24 protein-coding genes and 1 other annotated feature are annotated in these 20,503 nt (G+C 43.3%); all 24 genes read left to right on the plus strand.

All coding sequences use genetic code 11. The features are described from left to right. Positions 1–21: 21 nt before the first annotated feature. The 24 genes from LCL96_RS02960 to LCL96_RS03075 all read left to right on the plus strand — a co-directional run bounded on the left by LCL96_RS02960 (position 22) and on the right by LCL96_RS03075 (position 20,488). Positions 22–1,683, plus strand: coding sequence for a GspE/PulE family protein (locus LCL96_RS02960; protein ID WP_224939980.1), 1,662 nt, complete (start codon positions 22–24; stop codon positions 1,681–1,683). 9 nt (positions 1,684–1,692) lie between these two features. Next, on the plus strand, positions 1,693–2,736 hold the full coding sequence (locus LCL96_RS02965) for a type IV pilus twitching motility protein PilT (protein ID WP_224939981.1): 1,044 nt from the start codon (positions 1,693–1,695) through the stop codon (positions 2,734–2,736). Beyond that, positions 2,737–3,951, plus strand: coding sequence for a type II secretion system F family protein (locus LCL96_RS02970; RefSeq protein WP_224939982.1), 1,215 nt, complete (start codon positions 2,737–2,739; stop codon positions 3,949–3,951). It begins immediately after the preceding gene. Between the two features lie 107 nt (positions 3,952–4,058). Next, positions 4,059–4,502: a competence type IV pilus major pilin ComGC gene (locus tag LCL96_RS02975; protein ID WP_224939983.1), complete on the plus strand. Its 444-nt coding sequence runs from the start codon at positions 4,059–4,061 to the stop codon at positions 4,500–4,502. Between the two features lie 34 nt (positions 4,503–4,536). Further along, positions 4,537–5,292, plus strand: coding sequence for a prepilin peptidase (locus tag LCL96_RS02980; protein ID WP_224939984.1), 756 nt, complete (start codon positions 4,537–4,539; stop codon positions 5,290–5,292). 15 nt (positions 5,293–5,307) lie between these two features. Further along, on the plus strand, positions 5,308–6,270 hold the full coding sequence (pilM, locus tag LCL96_RS02985; protein WP_224939985.1) for a type IV pilus biogenesis protein PilM: 963 nt from the start codon (positions 5,308–5,310) through the stop codon (positions 6,268–6,270). Next, positions 6,270–6,893, plus strand: a complete 624-nt coding sequence (locus tag LCL96_RS02990) for a hypothetical protein (RefSeq protein WP_224939986.1) — start codon at positions 6,270–6,272, stop codon at positions 6,891–6,893. The genes pilM and LCL96_RS02990 overlap by 1 nt, the downstream gene beginning before the upstream one ends. Continuing rightward, the gene (locus tag LCL96_RS02995) at positions 6,890–7,654 is read left to right on the plus strand and encodes a hypothetical protein (RefSeq protein WP_224939987.1); all 765 of its coding nucleotides are present in this window, start codon (positions 6,890–6,892) and stop codon (positions 7,652–7,654) included. The genes LCL96_RS02990 and LCL96_RS02995 overlap by 4 nt, the downstream gene beginning before the upstream one ends. Before the next feature lie 11 nt (positions 7,655–7,665). Then, positions 7,666–8,106: a type II secretion system protein gene (locus LCL96_RS03000; protein WP_224939988.1), complete on the plus strand. Its 441-nt coding sequence runs from the start codon at positions 7,666–7,668 to the stop codon at positions 8,104–8,106. Between the two features lie 100 nt (positions 8,107–8,206). Then, positions 8,207–9,184, plus strand: coding sequence for an SPOR domain-containing protein (locus LCL96_RS03005; RefSeq protein ID WP_224939989.1), 978 nt, complete (start codon positions 8,207–8,209; stop codon positions 9,182–9,184). 147 nt (positions 9,185–9,331) lie between these two features. Further along, positions 9,332–9,904, plus strand: coding sequence for a Maf family protein (locus tag LCL96_RS03010; protein WP_224939990.1), 573 nt, complete (start codon positions 9,332–9,334; stop codon positions 9,902–9,904). A 28-nt stretch (positions 9,905–9,932) separates the two neighbouring features. Continuing rightward, a complete protein-coding gene (radC, locus tag LCL96_RS03015; RefSeq protein WP_318246398.1) occupies positions 9,933–10,643 on the plus strand; it encodes a RadC family protein in 711 nt (236 codons plus the stop codon). A gap of 255 nt (positions 10,644–10,898) precedes the next feature. Continuing rightward, complete coding sequence (locus tag LCL96_RS03020; RefSeq protein ID WP_224939991.1) at positions 10,899–11,906, plus strand: rod shape-determining protein; 1,008 nt, start codon at positions 10,899–10,901, stop codon at positions 11,904–11,906. A 163-nt stretch (positions 11,907–12,069) separates the two neighbouring features. Next, positions 12,070–12,948, plus strand: coding sequence for a rod shape-determining protein MreC (gene mreC, locus LCL96_RS03025; RefSeq protein ID WP_224939992.1), 879 nt, complete (start codon positions 12,070–12,072; stop codon positions 12,946–12,948). After that, positions 12,945–13,466, plus strand: a complete 522-nt coding sequence (gene mreD, locus LCL96_RS03030) for a rod shape-determining protein MreD (protein WP_224939993.1) — start codon at positions 12,945–12,947, stop codon at positions 13,464–13,466. The genes mreC and mreD overlap by 4 nt, the downstream gene beginning before the upstream one ends. Before the next feature lie 83 nt (positions 13,467–13,549). Continuing rightward, positions 13,550–14,230, plus strand: a complete 681-nt coding sequence (minC, locus tag LCL96_RS03035; RefSeq protein ID WP_224939994.1) for a septum site-determining protein MinC — start codon at positions 13,550–13,552, stop codon at positions 14,228–14,230. 1 nt (position 14,231) lies between these two features. After that, entirely contained in the window at positions 14,232–15,035 is an 804-nt protein-coding gene (gene minD / locus LCL96_RS03040; protein WP_224939995.1) for a septum site-determining protein MinD, read from the plus strand. 232 nt (positions 15,036–15,267) lie between these two features. Next, positions 15,268–16,044 (plus strand): M23 family metallopeptidase, encoded by a 777-nt coding sequence (locus LCL96_RS03045; protein WP_224939996.1) that lies wholly within the window; start codon positions 15,268–15,270, stop codon positions 16,042–16,044. Then, entirely contained in the window at positions 16,037–16,903 is an 867-nt protein-coding gene (locus LCL96_RS03050; RefSeq protein ID WP_224939997.1) for a M50 family metallopeptidase, read from the plus strand. Before LCL96_RS03045 ends, LCL96_RS03050 begins: the two co-directional genes overlap by 8 nt. A gap of 106 nt (positions 16,904–17,009) precedes the next feature. Continuing rightward, entirely contained in the window at positions 17,010–18,446 is a 1,437-nt protein-coding gene (locus LCL96_RS03055; protein ID WP_224941272.1) for an Rne/Rng family ribonuclease, read from the plus strand. Positions 18,447–18,513: 67 nt separating this feature from the next. Next, positions 18,514–18,592: a sequence feature (ribosomal protein L21 leader region), on the plus strand. A 12-nt stretch (positions 18,593–18,604) separates the two neighbouring features. Next, positions 18,605–18,913, plus strand: coding sequence for a 50S ribosomal protein L21 (gene rplU, locus LCL96_RS03060; RefSeq protein WP_224939998.1), 309 nt, complete (start codon positions 18,605–18,607; stop codon positions 18,911–18,913). A gap of 11 nt (positions 18,914–18,924) precedes the next feature. After that, positions 18,925–19,260, plus strand: a complete 336-nt coding sequence (locus LCL96_RS03065; RefSeq protein ID WP_224939999.1) for a ribosomal-processing cysteine protease Prp — start codon at positions 18,925–18,927, stop codon at positions 19,258–19,260. A 12-nt stretch (positions 19,261–19,272) separates the two neighbouring features. Further along, positions 19,273–19,563 (plus strand): 50S ribosomal protein L27, encoded by a 291-nt coding sequence (gene rpmA, locus LCL96_RS03070; protein ID WP_032087495.1) that lies wholly within the window; start codon positions 19,273–19,275, stop codon positions 19,561–19,563. Between the two features lie 391 nt (positions 19,564–19,954). Next, the gene (locus LCL96_RS03075; RefSeq protein WP_224940000.1) at positions 19,955–20,488 is read left to right on the plus strand and encodes a Spo0B C-terminal domain-containing protein; all 534 of its coding nucleotides are present in this window, start codon (positions 19,955–19,957) and stop codon (positions 20,486–20,488) included. Positions 20,489–20,503: the final 15 nt, after the last annotated feature.

Raw genomic sequence — 20,503 nt, forward strand, 5'->3', positions numbered from 1 at the left:
GCCATAAAAGCGGGTGATAAGGTGACCACCATAAGAAAGAGGCTTGGAGACCTCCTGGTCGACGCAGGAATTATCTCACAATCACAATTACAGGATACGCTGAAAGATAAGGCTAAGGGGCAGAAGTTGGGGGATGCCCTCCTTCAAAGGGGATATATAACAGAGCAGCAGTTGATTGAAGTATTGGAATTCCAATTGGGGATTCCCCATGTCAGCTTATACCGATATCCTTTTGAGACGAATTTATTCCATTTGATTCCGAAAGAATCAGCGAAAAGGAATTTGATGATTCCCCTCAAAAAAGAAGGGGACAAGCTTTTTGTGGCGATGAGTGATCCTCTGGACTTTTACGCCATCGAGGATTTGCGTTTAGCGACAGGCTTCCAAATTGAAACAGCGATTGCGACGAAGGATGACATCCTCAAAGTCATCAATAAGTTCTATGACTTAGAGGATGGATTTGAAGATCTTTTCCAGGAAAATCGGAATCAAAATCGAGTAGAAGAAGAGACGGTGGTTGACTCTGACTCACCCATCGTCCGATTAGTCAACGGAATTCTCTCCAATGCGGTGACACAAAAGGCAAGTGACATACATATCGACCCGCAGGAGACGAAAGTCGTTATTCGTTACAGAGTGGACGGCATTCTTAGAACGGAACGAAATCTTCCCAAGCATATGCAAAGCATGTTGATTGCCAGGCTTAAAATCATGGCGAATCTCGACATAACCGAATTCAGGGTCCCTCAGGACGGGCGAATAAAAGTGAATATCGATTTCCATCCCATCGACTTGCGTGTATCGACATTGCCGACCGTTTATGGGGAAAAGATCGTACTGAGGATTCTTGATTTAGGATCGAGCCTGAATGACTTATCGAAACTGGGGTTCAACAAGGTGAATCATCAGCGATTCATGAAGATGATCCAACAGCCCACCGGAATCGTCCTCATCACAGGACCAACCGGTTCAGGAAAGTCTTCAACTTTATATGCGGCGTTAAATCACCTCAACAGTGAAGAGGTGAACATCATTACCATAGAAGACCCCGTTGAGTATCAGCTTGAGGGAATCAATCAGATCGGTGTGAATCAAAATGTTGGCTTGACCTTTGCGAAGGGTCTCCGTGCGATACTGCGTCAAGATCCAAATATCATTATGGTCGGGGAGATCCGGGATAGGGAAACCGTAGAAGTTTCCATTCGTGCTTCCTTAACAGGTCATCTTGTCCTGAGTACTATTCATACGAATGATTCGATCAGTACAGTGACGAGACTATTGGATATGGGAGTGGAGCCATTTTTAGTTGCTTCTTCACTGAGCGGGGTCGTCGCTCAACGCTTGATCCGGAAGGTGTGCCGAGACTGCAAACAAGAGGTGCCGGCCACTAAACGGGAGGTCGAAATATTCGCCAAAAGGGGAATGAAGATTGAGACCATCACCCGGGGGAGAGGATGCTCCTCTTGTAATATGACCGGTTACAAAGGAAGGATCGCCATTCACGAGGTCCTTGTCATGGATGATGAAATGAAGAAAGTCATCCTGAATAACGAACCGTTCTCCAAGCTTAGGGAGCACGCGGTACGAAACAAAACCATATTCTTGATCGATGACGGCTTGTTGAAGGTGAAACAAGGTTTGACCACGACGGAAGAAGTATTACGAGTAGCGATTTCAGAGTAGGTGAAAGCAATGAAAGAAAAAATTGATTATCTCTTAAAGAATGCATACGAGCTGGGGGCATCCGATATCCATCTAACAGTGGGATCACCTCCTATCTTCCGCATTCATGGTGATTTAAAAAGATTCGGTAAAGAACATTTAGTGCCAGACAGCACAGAGTTGATGGCGAAGGCGATTATTTCCGATCATATGTACCCTGCATTCGAAGAGGCAGGAGAATTGGATTTTTCCTACGGCATTCCTGGTGTATCGAGATTCAGGGTGAATGCATTCAAGCAAAGATCATGCGTATCTTTAGCCATTCGCGTCATCCCAACCTCCATTCCGACCATGGAAGAATTATTTCTCCCTCATGCATTAAAGACAATCGCTGAAAAACCACAGGGGTTGTTCCTGGTGACTGGACCTACGGGAAGTGGAAAGTCAACCACACTCGCATCCATTGTAGATTATATGAACCGGAAAATGAGGAAGCATATCATCACCCTTGAGGATCCGATTGAGTACCTCCATAAGCATGGGGCGTCCATCATTGATCAGCGTGAAGTGGGATTTGATACACATTCATTTTCTAAAGGGCTGAGGAGTGCCTTGAGGCAGGACCCAGACATCATCCTTGTAGGGGAGATGCGGGACCTGGAAACCATTCATACTGCCATTACGGCAGCAGAGACCGGTCACCTTGTCCTTGCGACCCTTCATACATCGAGTGCGCCAGCCACGATTGAGCGGATCGTAGACGTATTCCCTCCGGAGCAGCAGTCACAAATCCGGGTGCAGTTGGCATCGGTCCTTGTCGGGATCCTTTCCCAACGATTGTTTGCAACCGTGGATAAGAAAGGAAGAAGGGCTGCGACCGAGCTTTTGATGAACAACGCGGCAATCGCCAACCTGATCCGTTCAGAGAAAGTCCATCAGATCCAAAACGTCATGCAGACGTCCAAAACTTCAGGTATGCACATCATGAGTGACAGTATAATGAAACTGTATGAGAGTGGCATCATTTCTAAGGAAATGGCGTTTCCTTATATCAGAGAGGAGATTCCTCAATAAATGGGACGTTATAAGTATACCGGTAGAGGACAAAAAGGAAAGAAATCGGGAATCATCACGGCATCATCCAAGAAGGATGCCCTCATTCAGTTGAAGAAGCAGGAAGTAAGGGTCATTGATATCCTTGAGATGCCGGAAACTCTTATGACAAAGGACATCACGATCGGGAACCCGGTTAAATTACAGCATCTCGTCATTTTTTTGCGTCAGTTTGCCACACTGCTTCAAGCCGGGGTAACCGTCGTCGATGCCACTCATATTTTGGGCGAACAGACAGAGAGTAAGGCACTTAGTAAAGCACTGAAGGAAATCGAGGATGAGCTCAGGGACGGAAATCCGTTGTCTGAAGCCTTTTCACGACATAAGAAAATCTTCGAGCCGCTCTTAATCAATATGCTCAAAGCAGGTGAAGCATCGGGGAGCCTGGATGAAACGTTGGAAGGGCTCGCAACCCATTATGAAAAGCAGCATATCACGAAACAGAAAATCATCTCAGCTCTTGCTTATCCAATGCTGGTCGGCGTCATTGCCATCGGGGTCGTGATCTTCCTTCTGGCTGCCGTTGTTCCGACGTTTGTGAACATGCTGAACGATTTCGGCGGCGAACTGCCTGCCATCACCAAATTTGTCATTGCATCAAGTGATTTCATGCAAAAATTCTGGTACATCATCATATTGTTTTTCGTACTTATCGCAGTCATCCTTGCCGTTTTAAGAAAAGACAAGAAATCGAAATATTATCTGGATTATGCTGTCCTGAGGATACCGATCTTTGGAAGGATGCTTCAGAAAGCGGTCCTTGCTAGAATGACGAGAACGTTAAGTTCATTATTTTCAAGTTCGGTCCCTATTTTGCAGGCGTTAGCTATAGTGGAAAAAGTGGTGGAAAACGAAGTCGTCGCCCGTGTGATTGGTGAATCCCGAAGATCACTGGAAAAAGGGACTTCCCTAACGGATCCGATGAAACGGCATTGGGCTTTTCCTCCATTAGTGACGCAGATGATTGCAATTGGAGAAGAAACGGGGTCACTGGACTCCATGCTTGCAAAGGTGGCAGACTTCTATGAAAAAGAAGTGGAAAGTGCAACGGACCGATTGAAATCATTGATTGAACCACTCATGATTGTGATGCTTGCAGGACTTGTCGGGACCATCGTGACCTCGATTCTCGTTCCGATGTTCGAAATCTTCAATAGTGTTCAGAACTATCAGTAAATAGCAATTATTTTACAAAAAATATGATTTTTTTGTCGGATGATTGTTGTATACTAGTACTAGATTACTAGTTTTTAGTAAAAGATAAATAAACAGGAGGAATTACCATGTTAAAGAAAATGGGTCAAAGATTGAAAAATGAGCGTGGATTGACGCTTATCGAGTTACTGGCTGTTGTGGTTATTTTGGGAATCATCGCGGCGATTGCTGTACCAAGTATTGGAGGACTAATTAATAATTCCAAGAAAGATGCTCACATAGCTAATGGTCAGCAAATAGTGAGCGCAGCTAGGTTGGCAGTTACCTCAATTGAAGTTGATGCTACTGATGGAAAAACATTTACTTTGAAAGAACTAGTCGACGGAGGATATGTAGAAGATATGGATAACCCCTCGGGTGGAACATATTCAGATAAAAAAAGTAAAGTTGTAGTTACAAAAAATGCAAATAACTACGATTATAGTGTCACTCTAATAGGTGAAGATAATACTAAATATTTTGTTTCTAAAGATCCAGCAGATCTTAAAAGAGACGATATTAAGCTAAATTAACTAATGAATATCAATAAGTCGAGAGAATTAGGAAATGGTTAATGTTATAACTTTGTTCCTAGTTGTTTACGGTCTCCTCCTAGGCTCCTTCTACAACGTAGTCGGCCTCCGGATACCGCTAAAAAAGTCAATCGTCAAACCAAGATCAGCCTGCCCGTACTGCCAGCATACTCTGACGGCCAGAGAACTGATCCCGGTAGTATCATATATCATGCAAGGTGGAAAATGCGCTCAGTGTAAAGGGCGCATTTCTCCTCTCTATCCTTTGATGGAATTATCAACCGGACTATTATTCTTACTATCATATACCATGCTGGGCTTACAGGCTGAGCTGATTGTCGCTCTGACCCTTGTTTCCCTGTTCATGATCATCACGGTCAGTGACCTGAAATATATGGTCATTCCCGATAAAGTCCTGTTGTTTTTTTCGGGGCTGTTTATCGTCGAACGCATATTCATTCCGTTACACCCTTGGTGGGACAGTATAGCGGGGGCACTCACCGGCTTTTGCCTTCTTCTCCTGATTGCTATTATCAGTAAAGGTGGTATGGGCGGTGGTGATATTAAACTATTCGCTGTCATCGGCTTCGTTGTGGGGGTCAAGCTAATGATGCTTTCCTTTTTCCTCTCCACGCTTTTTGGGGCAGTTGCCGGCATATCAGGACTGCTACTTGGCATCTTTAAAAAAGGACAACCCATTGCGTTCGGACCTTATATTGTTTTAGGGACGCTCGCGGCATACTTCTTTCATCAGCCAATCCTGTATTGGTATTTTTCTTTATACAGCTAAAAGGGGTCATTCAAGATGTTATCACGTCTCTTTAATAAGAATAAAAACAAAATCAATATCGTCATCAGTGATCAATGGATTCGGTTTGTTGAACTGAAGTCTGTATCTCCTCTACATATCCATCAATTTGGAGAGAAACGAATTGCGGACGGAATGATCTCGGATGGTAAAATCATTGAAAAAGAAGCATTTCAAGCCTTTTTGGAGGAATGTGTCCTCGATTGGGGGATGAAGAAGAGGGAAGTTCAATTCATCGTACCGAATACACAGATGATCATCAGGAAGATGTCTATCTCCTCCGATATCGAAGACGATGAGGTAAAGAGTCACTTGTTCCTGGAGATTGGGACGAGTATCCATCTCCCTTTTGAGAATCCGGTGTTTGATGTCGTAGTGGTAGGCAATAAAGAAGATAAGAAAGAAATCATCCTTGTCGCTGCACCAGAAGATATTGTCATGGAATATCAGCAGATGCTGACCGGTGCCCATTTAAAGCCCGTTGTGGCTGATATTAGTCCGCTTGCTTATTATCGCTATATTCATTCTTTAGATATGACTCAAAGAGAAAGTCATGAAATGCTTCTCTATTTCAGTCAGTCAAATGTCACTGTATCCATCTTCCATGATCATCAGCCTGTCTTTTTCAGACCGATCGGTTTAGGGGATGAGAGGGAAGTGGTAGAGGAAAGAACATATCAAAATAATTTTCAATCCCTGCCATTTGATGACGTTATGAAAGAAATCGACAAAGTGATCAGCTTTTACCGCTATACGCTTACAAATGATGAATCAACCATCAACAAAATTTACGTTGCCGGCGATCATCCCATGGTAGGGGAGATTCATACCCTCTTGTCAAAGCGATTTGAAATCGACATCATCGAGGTGCCTTCAGTCGCACGTGATGCCCATTCCAATGAAAAACTATCAAGTGAATTCCTCCTTGCCATCGGGTTGGGATTAAAAGAGGTGATATAGTGCTCGTTGATATCAATTTATTACCTCAAAGCGAAAAAAGGAGCCCCCAGTGGCTGTATGTCGTCACAGGAGTCATATCCCTCGGAATCCTTGCACTTATCGTTCTTTTTATTCTTGTGGGGAATATTGGAAAAGATGTCGATGCTCTAACGACTGAGTTACAGAGTACCAAGCAGCAAAGAGCTGAAAAAGAACAAAACATCTCAGACTTTGAGTCATCGGATGCGTGGGTACAATTAGAAAGTGCGGTGGGTTGGGCAGAGAACTATCCGATCGATACCTTACCGGTTTTGGATCATCTTGTGGAATTGCTCCCGGAGCGGGGATTCATGAAAGAATTCACATATGCAGAAGATGGTAGTATCCAGTTATCCATTCAATTTGATACAAGCAGTGAAGCTGCTTACTATTTAACACATCTGAAAGAATCTAAGTACATCGAGGATGCCAAACTATCATCCCTGGCTACGGAAGCCATCTCGGAAAAAGAACAATCTGCCGTCAATACAGAATCTGTTCTACCTAGATACATAGCTCAATATGACATCATATTAAATAGAGTCGCAATCAAAGAGATCGAAACAGAAGGAAATTCCGATGAACAAGGGGGCGATTCGGAATGAACATTCAGTTCGATAGAAAAGAATGGCTATTCATCGGTACCTCCAGCGTTTTAGTGTTGAGTTTGATCTTAGGTTGTGTCTGGTTTTTCTATTTACCGGTCAAGAGTCAAAAAGAAAGTCTACAAAATGAAATTCAGACTGAAACGAAACTGGTAGAAGTATTGGATAACAAAATTGCCTCCATCAAACAGGATTCATTTGAAAATTCAAGTTCCCTTCAACAGAAGGTGCCGGTAAAACCGTTGACACAGCAGCTTCTCATCGACCTCGAGAAGGCTGAAATCGTCTCGGATAGCTTGATAACGAGTATTGAATTTACAGAAGGTACAGTGGCTCTTCCTGTAACAGAAGAAGCGGTTACGTCTCCCATTGAGGCAACCTCAGAAACGGATGAGGCTGTATCAACAGACAGCGCTGAACCTGCTGAGGTTCTTCCTTCTGGTCTTCAAAAATTGACTGCCACCATGTCTGTCGAAGCGAAGAGCTATTTTGAAATAGAAGAATTCATCAAGAAATTAGAAGAACTGCACCGCATCGTCGAAGTGGAACAGATTTCTTTCAGTGGTCCTGCGGAATTACTGCAGTACGAGGATGAATTCGAAAACATTCAATTGAATATCGTTGTTTCTGCTTTTTACTTACCCGGTTTAGTAGAACTTGAGAAGGAACTCCCTAAGCTGGATGCACCTGTACCATCAAACAAAAAGAATCCCTTTCAGCAATTCCCAGAACAAAAGTCAGAAGAACAAGATACCCATTAAAGGTCTGATGAATGATGATTAAAAATGAAAGAGGCTACACGCTTGTTGAATTGCTGGCTGTGATTGTCATACTAGGTATCATTGCCGTCATCGCCATTTTGGCGATCAACACGATCATTGAAAAATCCAAACACCAAGCCTTTGTGGCCAATGCCCTGGCGATGAAAAGCTCTGCACAATACTATGCAAAAGACGCCATGCTTCAGGAACGGCAAATCAATAAGATAACCTATAAAGAATTGGTAGAGGCCAATTTGATCGAACCGATACTCGATCCCCATTCCAAAACCGTTTTGGCACCGGATGATGAATCGTATGTCCTGGCGAACGGGGAGAGCGTGATATCCATCTGTTTAAGGGGAATTGAATACAATCTTTGTACAAATGATAGTGGCGAAAAAGAAGAAATTCCGTTTTCTACTCTATCAATCAAATCCCTGAAGAAAAACTAAAAAATTTGACGAAAACCTATTAGGACAAGACGACAAAAGTCTTGTTCTTTTTTTTATGGGATGTGATAGCATGGAAAAAAATAGATGAAGGAGGGTGGCGATGATGGGTAATCGTGGGAAAAACGACAAAAAGATTTCTATCAAAATTAATGGGGAAAAAACGAAGTTCGATGAAGATCTTCTTGTGTATGATTGGAAGCTGGGGGAGTCGGAAACAGCTGCCGGTGAAGAGGCGAAGGATGACAGTTTTGATTGGATCCTTCCTGATGAAGAAGCCGAGCCTCCGCAGGAATATAAAAAGATTCATTATGTGTCGGGAAGTAAAAAGAAGAAAAGGTCTTTCACAAACCCTTTTCAGGATTCGGTTAATCTGATTATGTCTTTGATCGGAGCGATTGTCGTGGGGGCGGTCCTTGGCTTTGGGACGCTTAAAGTGATCACAACCACTGAAGGACCTGCTGCACCGGCGGCGACGCTGCAGGACGACACAGTTACAGGGAAAGCGGACGGTCAACAGGCGGTTTCCGCCGTCGAATTAGGAGATTTCTCCACCTCAATCGTTCAGGGAGGTGTGTATTCGACAGAGGAGCAATTAAAAGCCATGCAGGATACTTTGTCAGCAAAAGGCTTTTCTCATGCAAGTGTAGAGAAAGACGGACAATTCTTTTTATTTCTGGGTGTTTCGGGAGATCTGGAAACGGCCAAAACCCTTGGAAGTAAACTCAAGGACCAAGGAGTAGAGGTGTATGCTAAGGATTTTGTTCTCGGATCTAAGGGAATCAACGCCTCTAAAGAAGAGAAAACATTTCTTGAAAAAGGGAATGCCCTCTTTACTTCAATCGCACAGGTTAGCAGCAGTGGGATGATTGGAGGGACTCCAGATGAGGAAACGATGAAGACCGTTCAATCGGGAATAAAGGAATTGGAAGGCATCCAGGTAGGTCAAGAGTCCATTGCTTCGATGAAGAAGTCCTTAGTGGACGCGGGGAAAATGGCTGCGTCGATGAAATCTCCTGAGGATGCACAAAAAATTCAAGGGGAATTATTATCTTATCTTCACCTATACGGCGGATTATGATTTCGACTGATTCTGACTATTTTCTAGGAAATAATCATACGAAGAGAGCTGTCTAAGACCAGCTCTCTTTTCACTTGTTTACAGTAGGGGATTTTGGTAGTATATTCTTGTATCTCCCAATTTTCACTCTGAAAGGATTGGTATGGTGTGTCCAACCTCATACTCGCTTCACAATCTCCCCGTCGAAAAGAACTACTCGCACAAATCCAACTCTCTTTTTCTGTTATGAGCTCCAATGTAGATGAAAGCTTTTCATCCGATTTAATGCCACATGAAGTCGTGATGTATCTAGCACAGAAAAAAGCCAAGGAAGTATCAAATCAATATCCAACTCATTATGTCATCGGTTCAGACACCGTCGTGACAAAGGATGGAAAGATCCTTGGAAAGCCAGGGTCTAAAGAAGAAGCTAAAGAAATGCTCAGTATGCTATCGGGATCTGCCCATGAAGTGTACACAGGTGTCGCAATCGTCCATGGTGAGGTGGAGAAACTCTTTTATGAAAAAACGGATGTTACGTTTTGGGAGTTGAGCTCCAAAGAGATCGATGATTATATCGCATCTGAAGAACCATTTGATAAAGCGGGTTCATATGGGATCCAGGGAATAGGAGCGAAATTCGTCAAAAAAATCAAGGGAGATTATTTCTCCGTCGTTGGCTTGCCTATCTCACGGGTGAACCGCGTTTTACTTGAAATGGGCTATCTTCACTCAGAATGACTCCTTCACGTAAGAATAGGAGGAACCTATGGTTAAAACAATCCCTCAGCAGGAAGAAAACAGGTTGATGATCCGTGATTTTCCCCAGGATGAGAGACCAAGGGAAAGAATGATTCAAAGCGGTGCAGCCAGTTTATCCAACCAGGAACTGCTTGCGATTTTACTCCGGACAGGCACAAAGTCCGAGTCTGTACTTCAATTATCCAACAGGCTATTGACTCATTTTGATGGATTGAATCTATTAAAGGATGCGTCCCTTGAAGAGATTACGAAAACGAAAGGGATCGGACTTGCCAAGGCCGTCCAGATCATGGCTGCCGTTGAATTTGGCCGTCGCATCAGTAATCTCGCCTTTGACGACAGATATTCGATCCGCTCCCCCGAAGACGGAGCCAATTATGTCATGAATGATATGAGGTTCCTGGCACAGGAGCATTTTGTCTGTTTATACCTCAACACTAAGAATCAAGTTCTCCACAAGCAAACCATCTTTATCGGAAGCCTCAATGCCTCCATTGTTCATCCAAGAGAAGTCTTTAAAGAAGCCTTCCGCCGCTCCGCAGCCTCCATCATTTGTATTCACAACCATCCATCGGGAGATCCGACACCGAGCAAGGAAGACATAGAAGTGACAAAAAGATTAGTGGAGTGTGGTCGAATCATTGGAATTGATATCCTCGATCACCTTATAATAGGGGAGAAGAAGTTTATCAGCTTAAAGGAAAAAGGGTATTTATGACACTATGATTTTTTTCCTGGTTACGCTATAATAAAGCTTATGATTTTTACAAACAATATGGTGATTCAATATAACGTGAGCTTACTGAAATAAGAGAGTCATTCTACAAGAGAATGAGTCTTTTCGTTATGCATGAACGAACAATTATTGTGACGAAAATTAAGAAGATAGAGAGTGATTGGACAACTCTCCTATGAAAACACATAAAACCTTTTAAAAACCAGCCAATTTGTATCAGAAAGGGAGATACCATCCATGTTTGGAACGAAAGATTTAGGGATTGATTTAGGAACTGCTAACACTTTGGTGTACGTGAAAGGCAAGGGGATTGTCGTTCGCGAACCTTCTGTTGTTGCACTTCAGACAGATAACAAGCAGATCGTTGCTGTAGGGAACGATGCGAAGAATATGATCGGTCGTACACCGGGGAATGTAGTCGCGCTTCGCCCGATGAAAGACGGAGTGATCGCTGACTATGAAACGACAGCGACGATGATGAAGTACTACATAAAACAGGCGACACGGAATAAAGGTGCGTTTTCCAGAAAGCCTTATGTCATGGTTTGTGTACCTTCAGGCATTACCGGTGTGGAAGAACGAGCCGTCATCGATGCCACTAGACAAGCGGGAGCACGTGATGCCTATACGATTGAAGAGCCTTTCGCAGCGGCGATCGGGGCAAATCTACCTGTATGGGAACCGACGGGTAGCATGGTCGTGGATATCGGTGGTGGAACGACGGAAGTAGCCATCATCTCTTTAGGGGGAATCGTGACGAGTCAGTCGATCCGTGTTGCCGGTGATGAAATGGACGATAGTATCATTAATTATATCCGTAAAACATATAACCTGATGATTGGGGACCGAACAGCGGAAACCATCAAGATGGAAGTGGGATCTGCCGGAGATGCAGAAGGGATTGAGTCGATGGAAATCCGCGGTCGTGACCTGCTGACAGGGTTACCGAAAACGATTGAAATCACAGCTGTTGAAATTGCATCAGCCCTTCATGATACCGTATACACGATTGTCGATGCCGTTAAGAGTACGCTTGAAAAGACACCACCGGAACTTGCAGCGGATATCATGGATAGAGGGATTGTGCTGACAGGTGGAGGTGCACTTCTGCGTAACTTGGATAAAGTGATCAGCGATGAAACGAAGATGCCGGTCCTTATCGCGGAAGAGCCTCTGGATTGCGTGGCGATTGGGACTGGTAAAGCCCTTGATCACATTCACTTATTCAAAACAAGAGGAAAATAATAAAGGATAGCAATAGGGGACGTCTCCTTATGGGTGCAGGTGCAACCTTAAGGCCGGCCCCATCTTTTTTCGAAGAACCATGAATATTTTGACGAATGATATCAAAAAATCATCATTTTTGATATAGTATTTACTAGAATGAGAAAAGGTTGAGGTGTACATCATGCCACAATTCTTCCTGAATAAACGTTTGATCATTCTGCTCGTCAGTGTCATCGTCCTGGTGGGATTAATCGGTTTTTCTTTGCGGGACCGGGACAGTATCAGCTGGCCTGAGCAGTTTGTGAAAGATATGGTAGGATTCGGACAGTCGTTGGTTTCAAAACCTGTCAATTATGTAGCCGGAGTTGTTGATAACGTTCAAGATCTTCAAAATACATACACAGAAAATGAAAAGCTGAAAACACGCTTGGATGAATTAATCAAGCTTGAAACAAAAGTGAAAGACCTGAAGCAAGATAACGATGAACTACGGGCGGTACTGGATAAAAAGGAAAACCTTCGTGCCTATAGTACGATTCAGGCAACCGTCATTGCAAGAAACCCGGATCAATGGCAGGAGCTCATCACCATTGATAAAGGTGAAGTGAACGGGATTAAGTCTGATATGGCCGTCATTTCTTCTGCAGGATTGATTGGGAAAATTAAAAGCGTCAATAAATTTTCATCTACAGTGGAATTAATTTCGACCAATAATACAAAAAATCGAATTTCCACTGTCATTCAAAGTAAAGAAGAGGATATTAACGGCTGGATCGAAGGTTATGACAACAAAGAAGAAGAGATTCTGGTTAAACGCATTTCCAACGATATGAAGGTCGAAAAAGGATCTAAAGTCATGACTTCTGGTCTCGGCGGTGTATTTCCTAAGGGATTGGTCATCGGTGAAGTAAAGGAAGTCAAGCCTGATCAATATGGATTGACGCAAACGGCATACGTGAAGCCGGCTGCTGATTTCTATCATCTAGAGCACGTTATGGTAATCGATCGTGAAATTCAAGGTGTGACAGAAGAAGATGCGGTTGAGGAGGAAGAGCAATGATCAGCAGGCTCCTCCTTCCTTTATTGACTATTATTTTTTACTATAGCGAAAGCTTATTTGTTCATTTGTTCCCTAGTGAAGAGTGGTTTGATCAGAAAATAATTGTTCCCCATTTCCTTGTTATTGTGCTGTTCTTTATTTGTGCCTATTATCAATATCGGACCGCACTTCTTTATGGGCTCATTTTTGGCTTCCTATTTGATATCTATTACACTGAAATCAATGGAATTTACCTGGTGTTATTTCCGTTCGTCATCTTTTTATCCCATCAGATGATGAAAGTGTTACATAATAACCTCTTCGTGTTAGGGATCATTTCCATGGTGAACATCTCTGTATTGGAATTTTTGGTCTACCAGATCAATCTGATCATCAAGAGGACGGATTTGACTTTCATGCAGTTTGTGGATTGGCGTTTATGGCCTACACTGGTCTTGAATATCCTGTTTTATATCATTCTTGCGTTTCCATTTAGAAACTATCTTCTGAAGAAACGGAAAGAATGGTTGGATGAATAAATACAATTAGTAATTTTTTCATAAAAAGAGGAAATGACACTGCTTATGTCGAATTTATAGACGACTGAGGTGAAAATTGCGACATGAATAAGAAGCCAAATGTGATGATAAAAGGAACAAAAGAAGGTCTGACCCTTCATCTCAACGATCAATGCTCGTTTCGCGAGTTAAAGAAGGAATTGGATGATAAGCTGTCTGCCCACTATCGGGAAACAGAAGGTACCCCTCTTTTAACGGTCAATATACAAACCGGCAACCGGTACTTAGCAGAAGACCAAGTTGAAGAGCTGAAGGATATTGTTAGACAAAAACGCAATTTAGTTGTAAACGAAGTATTGAGCAATGTCATAACAAAGAATGATGCTGAGAAACTTATAGATGAACGAAATATCGAAACCCTCACTGGGGTCATCCGTTCGGGACAGGTCGTGGAAGTATCCGGCGACATTCTCGTTGTGGGAGATATCAACCCAGGGGGAAAAGTCCTCGCTGGAGGTAATATTTACATATTAGGTTCATTAAAAGGGATTGCCCATGCCGGCTGCAATGGAAATAAGGAATCGGTTATTGTGGCATCGAAAATGGCCCCATCCCAGCTGCGAATCGCGGATTCCTTAAACCGGGCACCCGATCGGGTAGAAGATGGGGATCACCGTGAAATGGAATGCGCGTATGTGGATGACAGTGGACAGATTGTTGTCGACAGATTACAAGTTTTGAAGCATCTTAGACCAAATATTACTAGTTTTAAAGGAGGAAGCTAATGTGGGTGAAGCCATAGTTGTTACTTCAGGTAAAGGAGGAGTAGGAAAGACGACTACTTCTGCCAATGTTGGTACAGCATTAGCTCTACAAGGCAAAAAGGTTTGTTTGATTGATACGGATATCGGCCTCAGAAACCTGGACGTGGTGATGGGACTTGAAAACCGAATCATATATGACTTAGTGGACGTTGTCGAGGGTAGATGCAAAATCCATCAAGCCCTTGTGAAAGACAAGCGTTTCGAGGACAAACTCTTTTTACTGCCCGCTGCACAGACCAGTGATAAATCCGCTGTCAATCCTGAACAGATGAAAAAGCTGGTACTGGACTTAAAGCAAGACTATGATTATATCATCATCGATTGCCCTGCAGGAATTGAACAGGGATATAAAAATGCCGTAGCAGGAGCGGATCGTGCGATCGTCGTGACGACTCCTGAAATTTCGGCAGTACGGGATGCAGACCGGATCATCGGTTTGCTGGAAAAGGAAAACATCGAGCCGCCGAAGCTTGTGATCAACCGTATCCGAAGTCATATGATGAAGAACGGAGAAATGCTGGATGTGGATGAAATCACCACGCATCTTTCCATCGATCTTCTTGGAATCGTCGCCGATGACGAGAATGTAATCAAGTCTTCCAATAAAGGTGAACCAATAGCTCTTGATTCGACAAGTAAAGCCTCTATTTCTTACCGGAATATTGCGAGACGAATCCTGGGAGAATCCGTTCCGCTTCAATCCCTGGATGAAGAAAGAACCGGTGTCTTTATGAAAATTAAAAAATTATTCGGTGTGAAAGCCTAGAGTTCTTCAAGGTCCTGGCAGGGCGCGTATTGCGTTCTGCCGGGGCTTTTTTATTTTACCCATGAATATTCTCACGGGACAAGTCATACATTGTAGCAAAACACGTGAAATGGAATCATGGTATGGATCTGACACCCATTTGCCCATCATCAGGATTGGACCCAGCCGCTCTTGATCAGAGTTAAGAGATCAATGGTTATGAAACAATACCTTACAAAAAGGAATGGTGTACATGGGGAATCGTGCGGATGAAATACGTAAACGGATAGCAAAACGAAAAAAAATGGGGAATTCAGGGGGGACGCAGCACCCGACCTACTTTTTGCCGAGTGATGAGGAGCGCTATGGACTGGAGCGTCAAACCAGCTTTGAAGGCGGTCCTCCACCGGAAGGCGTTCATCCACTTTTCAAAAAGGAAACCTTTATGCTGAAAATTCTCGGAGCGGGGATCATGGTATTGGTGACGGCCATCATGTTCAAGAGTCCTTCTCCGGTTTTTAACGAGGCCAAGTCTGTTGTGATGAAGACGATGGATACAGAATTTCAATTCGCCGCTATATCCACCTGGTATGAAGATCAATTCGGCAAACCACTTGCCTTATTGCCTGCCAGCAATGCGGATAAAAAGTCCACCTCCACACAAAGTGCCGAATATGCGAGACCTGCCTCTGGGAAAGTCGTAGAGAATTTTAAGACAAACGGGCAGGGCATCATGCTTCAAACCGTTCTGGGTGAAGATGTGACCGCCATGAAGGGAGGCTTGATCATCTTTGCAGGAAAGAAGGAGGGGCTGGGGAATACAGTGGTCATTCAACATGCAGATCAATCAGAATCCTGGTACGGAAACTTGGAATCGATTGATGTGAAACAGTATGAATCAATCGAGAAGGGCTCTCTTGTAGGGAAGGTTTCCTCAAGCAGTCAGGACGAAGCGTCTGGAGAGTTTTATTTTGCCATTAAAATGGGAGATGAATTCATCGACCCGATACAGGTGATGTCATTTGACTAATATCATTTCACTTATGAAGAAGTTTTACGTCCATCCATTGTTGTGGCTTGTGATCGGGATTGCCATCATGACGGCGCACTTTTTCGAGCTGATTCTTCTGCTCGTCATCATCACCATCCATGAATTGGGGCACGGATTAATGGCCCAGTCCTTCTCCTGGAGAGTGAAGAAAATCGCCCTGTTACCTTTTGGCGGGGTGGCGGAGATGGATGAGCACGGGAATCGCTCATTAAAGGAGGAGTTCCTGGTGGTGGTAGCTGGCCCCCTGCAGCATGTGTGGCTCATTGCCTTAGGATGGGGACTCCACTCCTTTGGTGTGATCAGTCAGGATGTTTTTTCGCTTTTCTTTCAATTAAATATGATGGTGTTACTGTTTAACCTCCTTCCCATCTGGCCGCTGGACGGCGGGAAGATGGTTTCTTTGATGCTTGCTACCAAGTTCAATTATTTGAGAGCGTATGAATACACGCTCCTCTTTTCATTTGGTTTACTACTACTGTTTCATCTGATTGTGCTCATGACGGCTCCCTTGCACCTGAATCTGTGGATTGTCCTTTCTTTCCTTTACTTCTCCCTTTGGGTGGACTGGAAACAGAGGCGGTATGCGTTCATGAAGTTCTTATTAGAGAGGTATTACGGGAAGAGTCATCAATTTGTTCAGTTGCGGCCATTACCCATTGAAAGTGATGATTCCATCATTACAGTGGTAGAACGGTTTCAGCGCGGAGTCAAGCATCCCCTGGTTGTATTTGAGAAAGGAGTCGAAGTGGGGAAGCTCGATGAAAACGAACTTCTCCACGCCTTTTTTGCTGAAAAGATGACTTCTGCCAAAACGAAGGATCTACTCTACTTATATTGACGAACCGTATAAAATAAGGGCATACTGATTAAAAGGGTTGAATTCAACCCTTTTTTCTGTTGTTCAGGGCATCCATTAAAGAAATGAGGGTTCCATTGTGGAAGAAATGATCGTACATAGTAAAAGCAGGGAAAAACGGTGGGTACATCGTTCACATAATGAAATCATCGGTTTATATACATATCAGCCTGGAGAAGAAAGCTTAACAGGCAATATTTACTTGGGGAAAGTCGACAAGGTACAAAAAGGACTTGGTGCGGCCTTCATCGATTTCGGGCAGGGGAAGAACGGGTACCTCCACGAAAAGGATTTCCCACAAAATGTAGAAGCGTATCACGCGGGAAGTCCTCCGGTGCCGATCAGTAAATGTGTCCACGAAGGTCAGAAAATCATCGTTCAGGTCACCAAGGATGAGATCGGGGCAAAGGGCGCCAGGTTGACTGCGGTCATTGAAATGAAGGGCGAACATATGGTATATATGCCTAAAGGTCACTATGTCGCGGTATCCAAAAAAGTGGATGATGAGAATCGAAAGGTGTTAAGACGATTAGGGAATGAATGGAAACGTCCGGAAGAAGGCGTTGTGATGCGTACGAATGCTTCCGGTGTGAAGGAAGCCGATTTACATGAAGAATTAATCGCTTTACGATCTCTTTATGAACGTCTTCAGAAAGTTTCCCTAAGGGCAAAGTGTCCGTCCCTCCTATCACGGCAGGATACCTTTTATGAAGATCTCCACGAACATCTGAAAAAAGGCGGGGGAGGCAAAATTGTCTTCGATGAGTATGAGAGCATGCTTCAGGTGGAGGAGATGTGTGGGGAAGAGACTAAAGAAAAATGGAGATTCGAGCTTTATCAAGGTCGCGAAAATATTTTTAAACAATATGGAATCTTCTCTATCTGGGAAACCGCAATGAAGAAAGTGGTGTGGCTGGAGAACGGGGCCTTTCTAGTCATAGAAACAACGGAAGCGATGACGGTGGTAGATGTCAATTCAGGAAAATTCACTGGAAAAGACAATTTAGAAGGCACCATCCTTCAAACGAACAAACTCGCGGCAAAAGAAATGGCCAAACAGCTGACTATTCGTAATTTGAGTGGGATGATCCTGATTGATTTCATCGATATGAAGAAGGAGATTCATCGGAATGAAGTGATTGAATCACTTTCAGAAGCCCTTCTCTCTGACCGGCAGCGCACAACCATCGTCGGGTTCACGAAACTTGGGATCCTGGAATTGACCAGAAAAAGGACCCGTCAGCCCCTCGCTGCTTCCTTGACCATACCTTGTTCGGTATGCCACGGGACAGGGAGGGTGATGAGTCCTGAAACGATGGCTTTCAAGCTCGAACGGGAACTGTGGGAATGTGAAAGACTGGATGCTTCACAAATCCAAGTGGAGGCCACCCAAGAAGTAGTGGATGTGTTTGCAGGAAAACAGGGCATTCACCTTGATAGACTTCAGAACGCATTGAATAAAAAAATCACCTTAACGAAAATCACTCACGATCATCCGTATTATCATATAACGAAAATCATATGAATTTCATGAATGTTATTGACAGTGTATTCATTTATATGATAGGATTCTAATGTTATTGATTGTAGCACCCGTGCTACAACCGCACATTACAGGTACATAAGTGTGGAGAAATCCAACACCTGTCATTGGCGAGTCTGAGTTTATAAGGAGGTGCGATTATGTACGCAATTATCGAAACAGGTGGTAAGCAAATCCGTGTAGAAGCTGGTCAAGAAATCTACATCGAGAAGCTAAACGCTGAGCAAGGCGATACGGTAACTTTTGACAAAGTTCTATTCGTTGGTGGTGACGATGTTAAAGTAGGAAGTCCTTTAGTGGATGGAGCTACTGTAACAGCGAAAGTTGAAAAACAAGGCCGCGCGAAAAAGCTTGTAGTATTCAAATACAAAGCGAAAAAGAACTACCGTCGTAAGCAAGGTCACCGTCAACCTTACACTAAAGTTGTCATTGACACAATCAACGCGTAAGGCGTGATATCATGATTAACGTTTACGTAGAGTGTTCCTCCAAGAAAAGAATCCGTTCTTTCTCTATGGATGGACATGCTGATTTTGCCGAAAATGGGCAAGACATTGTTTGTGCAGGTGCTTCTGCTGTTTCATTCGGCAGTATCAATGCCATTATGGCGTTAACCGGTGTTGAACCGTCCATCGAGCAATCTTCTGATGGTGGATTCCTTCGCTGTGTCATCCCTGATGACCTTCCGGAAGAAACAGAGGGCAAGATTCAGCTGCTGTTGAACAGCATGCTTATCAGCCTCCAAACGATTGAACGAGACTACAGTGAGTTTATTAAAATAACCTTCAAAAAGTAGGAGGTGGAACAGATGTTAAGATTAGACCTTCAGTTTTTTGCGTCTAAAAAAGGAGTAGGTTCGACTAAAAACGGTCGTGACTCTATTGCAAAGCGTCTTGGTGCTAAGCGTGCAGACGGTCAAATGGTTACTGGTGGATCAATTCTTTACCGTCAACGCGGTACAAAAATTTATCCAGGCCTAAACGTCGGCCGTGGTGGCGACGATACACTTTTCGCTAAGACCGACGGTGTTGTTCGTTTCGAACGCATGGGTCGTGACAAGAAAAAAGTGAGCGTATACCCAGTTGCGAATGAAGCTTAATCGCATATCTTTAACGAAAACTCTAACCGACTTTCGGTTAGAGTTTTATTTTTATTAGAGAAGTGTGTGCTCGGATTTTGATGTTTTTTAGATGGATTACGTCTGAAACTGCTGACTTAGGGAGAATTTAGTGAGTATTAGGGTTAAAATAGATAGAATTTGATTAAAATTTTAGTTGCACAAAGAGATTTATTTTCAAATTTGCCCCTTTTATTTTCAAAAACAGAATTTTATTTTCAATTCTCGTGCATTTATTTTCAAAACGAGAGATTTATTTTCAATTCATTAAGAATCCATCATCCCCCACCCACCAATTTCACAGAAACAATATACGCATCACGCCTATCTTTGATATACTTACAGGTAGCACTTAAAGTATAGGAGTTAGATTATGAGCGAAAATTGGGGTGTAGTCGAGGCATTGAGGCATGCTCGCCACGACTGGATGAACGACTTGCAATTAATTAAAGGGAACCTGGATCTTGACCGTGTGGAACGGGCGAAGCAGGTAATCGAGGAAATGGTTCTCGTTGCACAAAATGAGTCGAAGCTATCGAATCTAAAGCTTCCACTATTGGCAGAATGGATATTAACCTATAATTGGTCAAGACATTTGATCAAGCTGGAGTTTGAAGTCCTTCGGATCGAGTCGGCACATGGACTTGAAGACCGAAGACTTTACAACTGGTGCAAGGAGTTTCTGGAATTCCTTGAATCAAATGTAATGAACAATGTAGAGAATCAATTATCCATCTTACTGGACATTACAAAAGAACAATCCCGTTTTATATTTGATTTCACAGGTATACTAAAGAGTACAAGCATGGTGGAAGACTGGATTAAGAATCAACAATTAAACGGAGAAAATATAGAAATAGAACAACTTCAAGAAGAGGTTCTTGTCGTTCATGTTGTCGTTAAATAGGACGACTGTACGGAT

The sequence above is a fragment of the Rossellomorea aquimaris genome (genome assembly GCF_020172085.1).
Taxonomy (GTDB): domain Bacteria; phylum Bacillota; class Bacilli; order Bacillales; family Bacillaceae_B; genus Rossellomorea; species Rossellomorea aquimaris_E.

Excerpts from the sequence above, each read along its gene's own strand:
- LCL96_RS02965 (WP_224939981.1), top strand. The coding sequence starts at position 1,693 with ATGAAAGAAAAAATTGATTATCTCTTAAAGAATGCATACGAGCTGGGG.
- LCL96_RS02970 (WP_224939982.1), top strand. The coding sequence starts at position 2,737 with ATGGGACGTTATAAGTATACCGGTAGAGGACAAAAAGGAAAGAAATCG.
- LCL96_RS02975 (WP_224939983.1), top strand. The coding sequence starts at position 4,059 with ATGTTAAAGAAAATGGGTCAAAGATTGAAAAATGAGCGTGGATTGACG.
- LCL96_RS02980 (WP_224939984.1), top strand. The coding sequence starts at position 4,537 with ATGGTTAATGTTATAACTTTGTTCCTAGTTGTTTACGGTCTCCTCCTA.
- pilM (WP_224939985.1), top strand. The coding sequence starts at position 5,308 with ATGTTATCACGTCTCTTTAATAAGAATAAAAACAAAATCAATATCGTC.
- LCL96_RS02995 (WP_224939987.1), top strand. The coding sequence starts at position 6,890 with ATGAACATTCAGTTCGATAGAAAAGAATGGCTATTCATCGGTACCTCC.
- LCL96_RS03000 (WP_224939988.1), top strand. The coding sequence starts at position 7,666 with ATGATGATTAAAAATGAAAGAGGCTACACGCTTGTTGAATTGCTGGCT.
- LCL96_RS03005 (WP_224939989.1), top strand. The coding sequence starts at position 8,207 with ATGATGGGTAATCGTGGGAAAAACGACAAAAAGATTTCTATCAAAATT.
- radC (WP_318246398.1), top strand. The coding sequence starts at position 9,933 with ATGGTTAAAACAATCCCTCAGCAGGAAGAAAACAGGTTGATGATCCGT.
- LCL96_RS03020 (WP_224939991.1), top strand. The coding sequence starts at position 10,899 with ATGTTTGGAACGAAAGATTTAGGGATTGATTTAGGAACTGCTAACACT.
- mreC (WP_224939992.1), top strand. The coding sequence starts at position 12,070 with ATGCCACAATTCTTCCTGAATAAACGTTTGATCATTCTGCTCGTCAGT.
- mreD (WP_224939993.1), top strand. The coding sequence starts at position 12,945 with ATGATCAGCAGGCTCCTCCTTCCTTTATTGACTATTATTTTTTACTAT.
- minC (WP_224939994.1), top strand. The coding sequence starts at position 13,550 with ATGAATAAGAAGCCAAATGTGATGATAAAAGGAACAAAAGAAGGTCTG.
- LCL96_RS03045 (WP_224939996.1), top strand. The coding sequence starts at position 15,268 with ATGGGGAATCGTGCGGATGAAATACGTAAACGGATAGCAAAACGAAAA.
- LCL96_RS03055 (WP_224941272.1), top strand. The coding sequence starts at position 17,010 with ATGATCGTACATAGTAAAAGCAGGGAAAAACGGTGGGTACATCGTTCA.
- rplU (WP_224939998.1), top strand. The coding sequence starts at position 18,605 with ATGTACGCAATTATCGAAACAGGTGGTAAGCAAATCCGTGTAGAAGCT.
- LCL96_RS03065 (WP_224939999.1), top strand. The coding sequence starts at position 18,925 with ATGATTAACGTTTACGTAGAGTGTTCCTCCAAGAAAAGAATCCGTTCT.
- rpmA (WP_032087495.1), top strand. The coding sequence starts at position 19,273 with ATGTTAAGATTAGACCTTCAGTTTTTTGCGTCTAAAAAAGGAGTAGGT.
- LCL96_RS03075 (WP_224940000.1), top strand. The coding sequence starts at position 19,955 with ATGAGCGAAAATTGGGGTGTAGTCGAGGCATTGAGGCATGCTCGCCAC.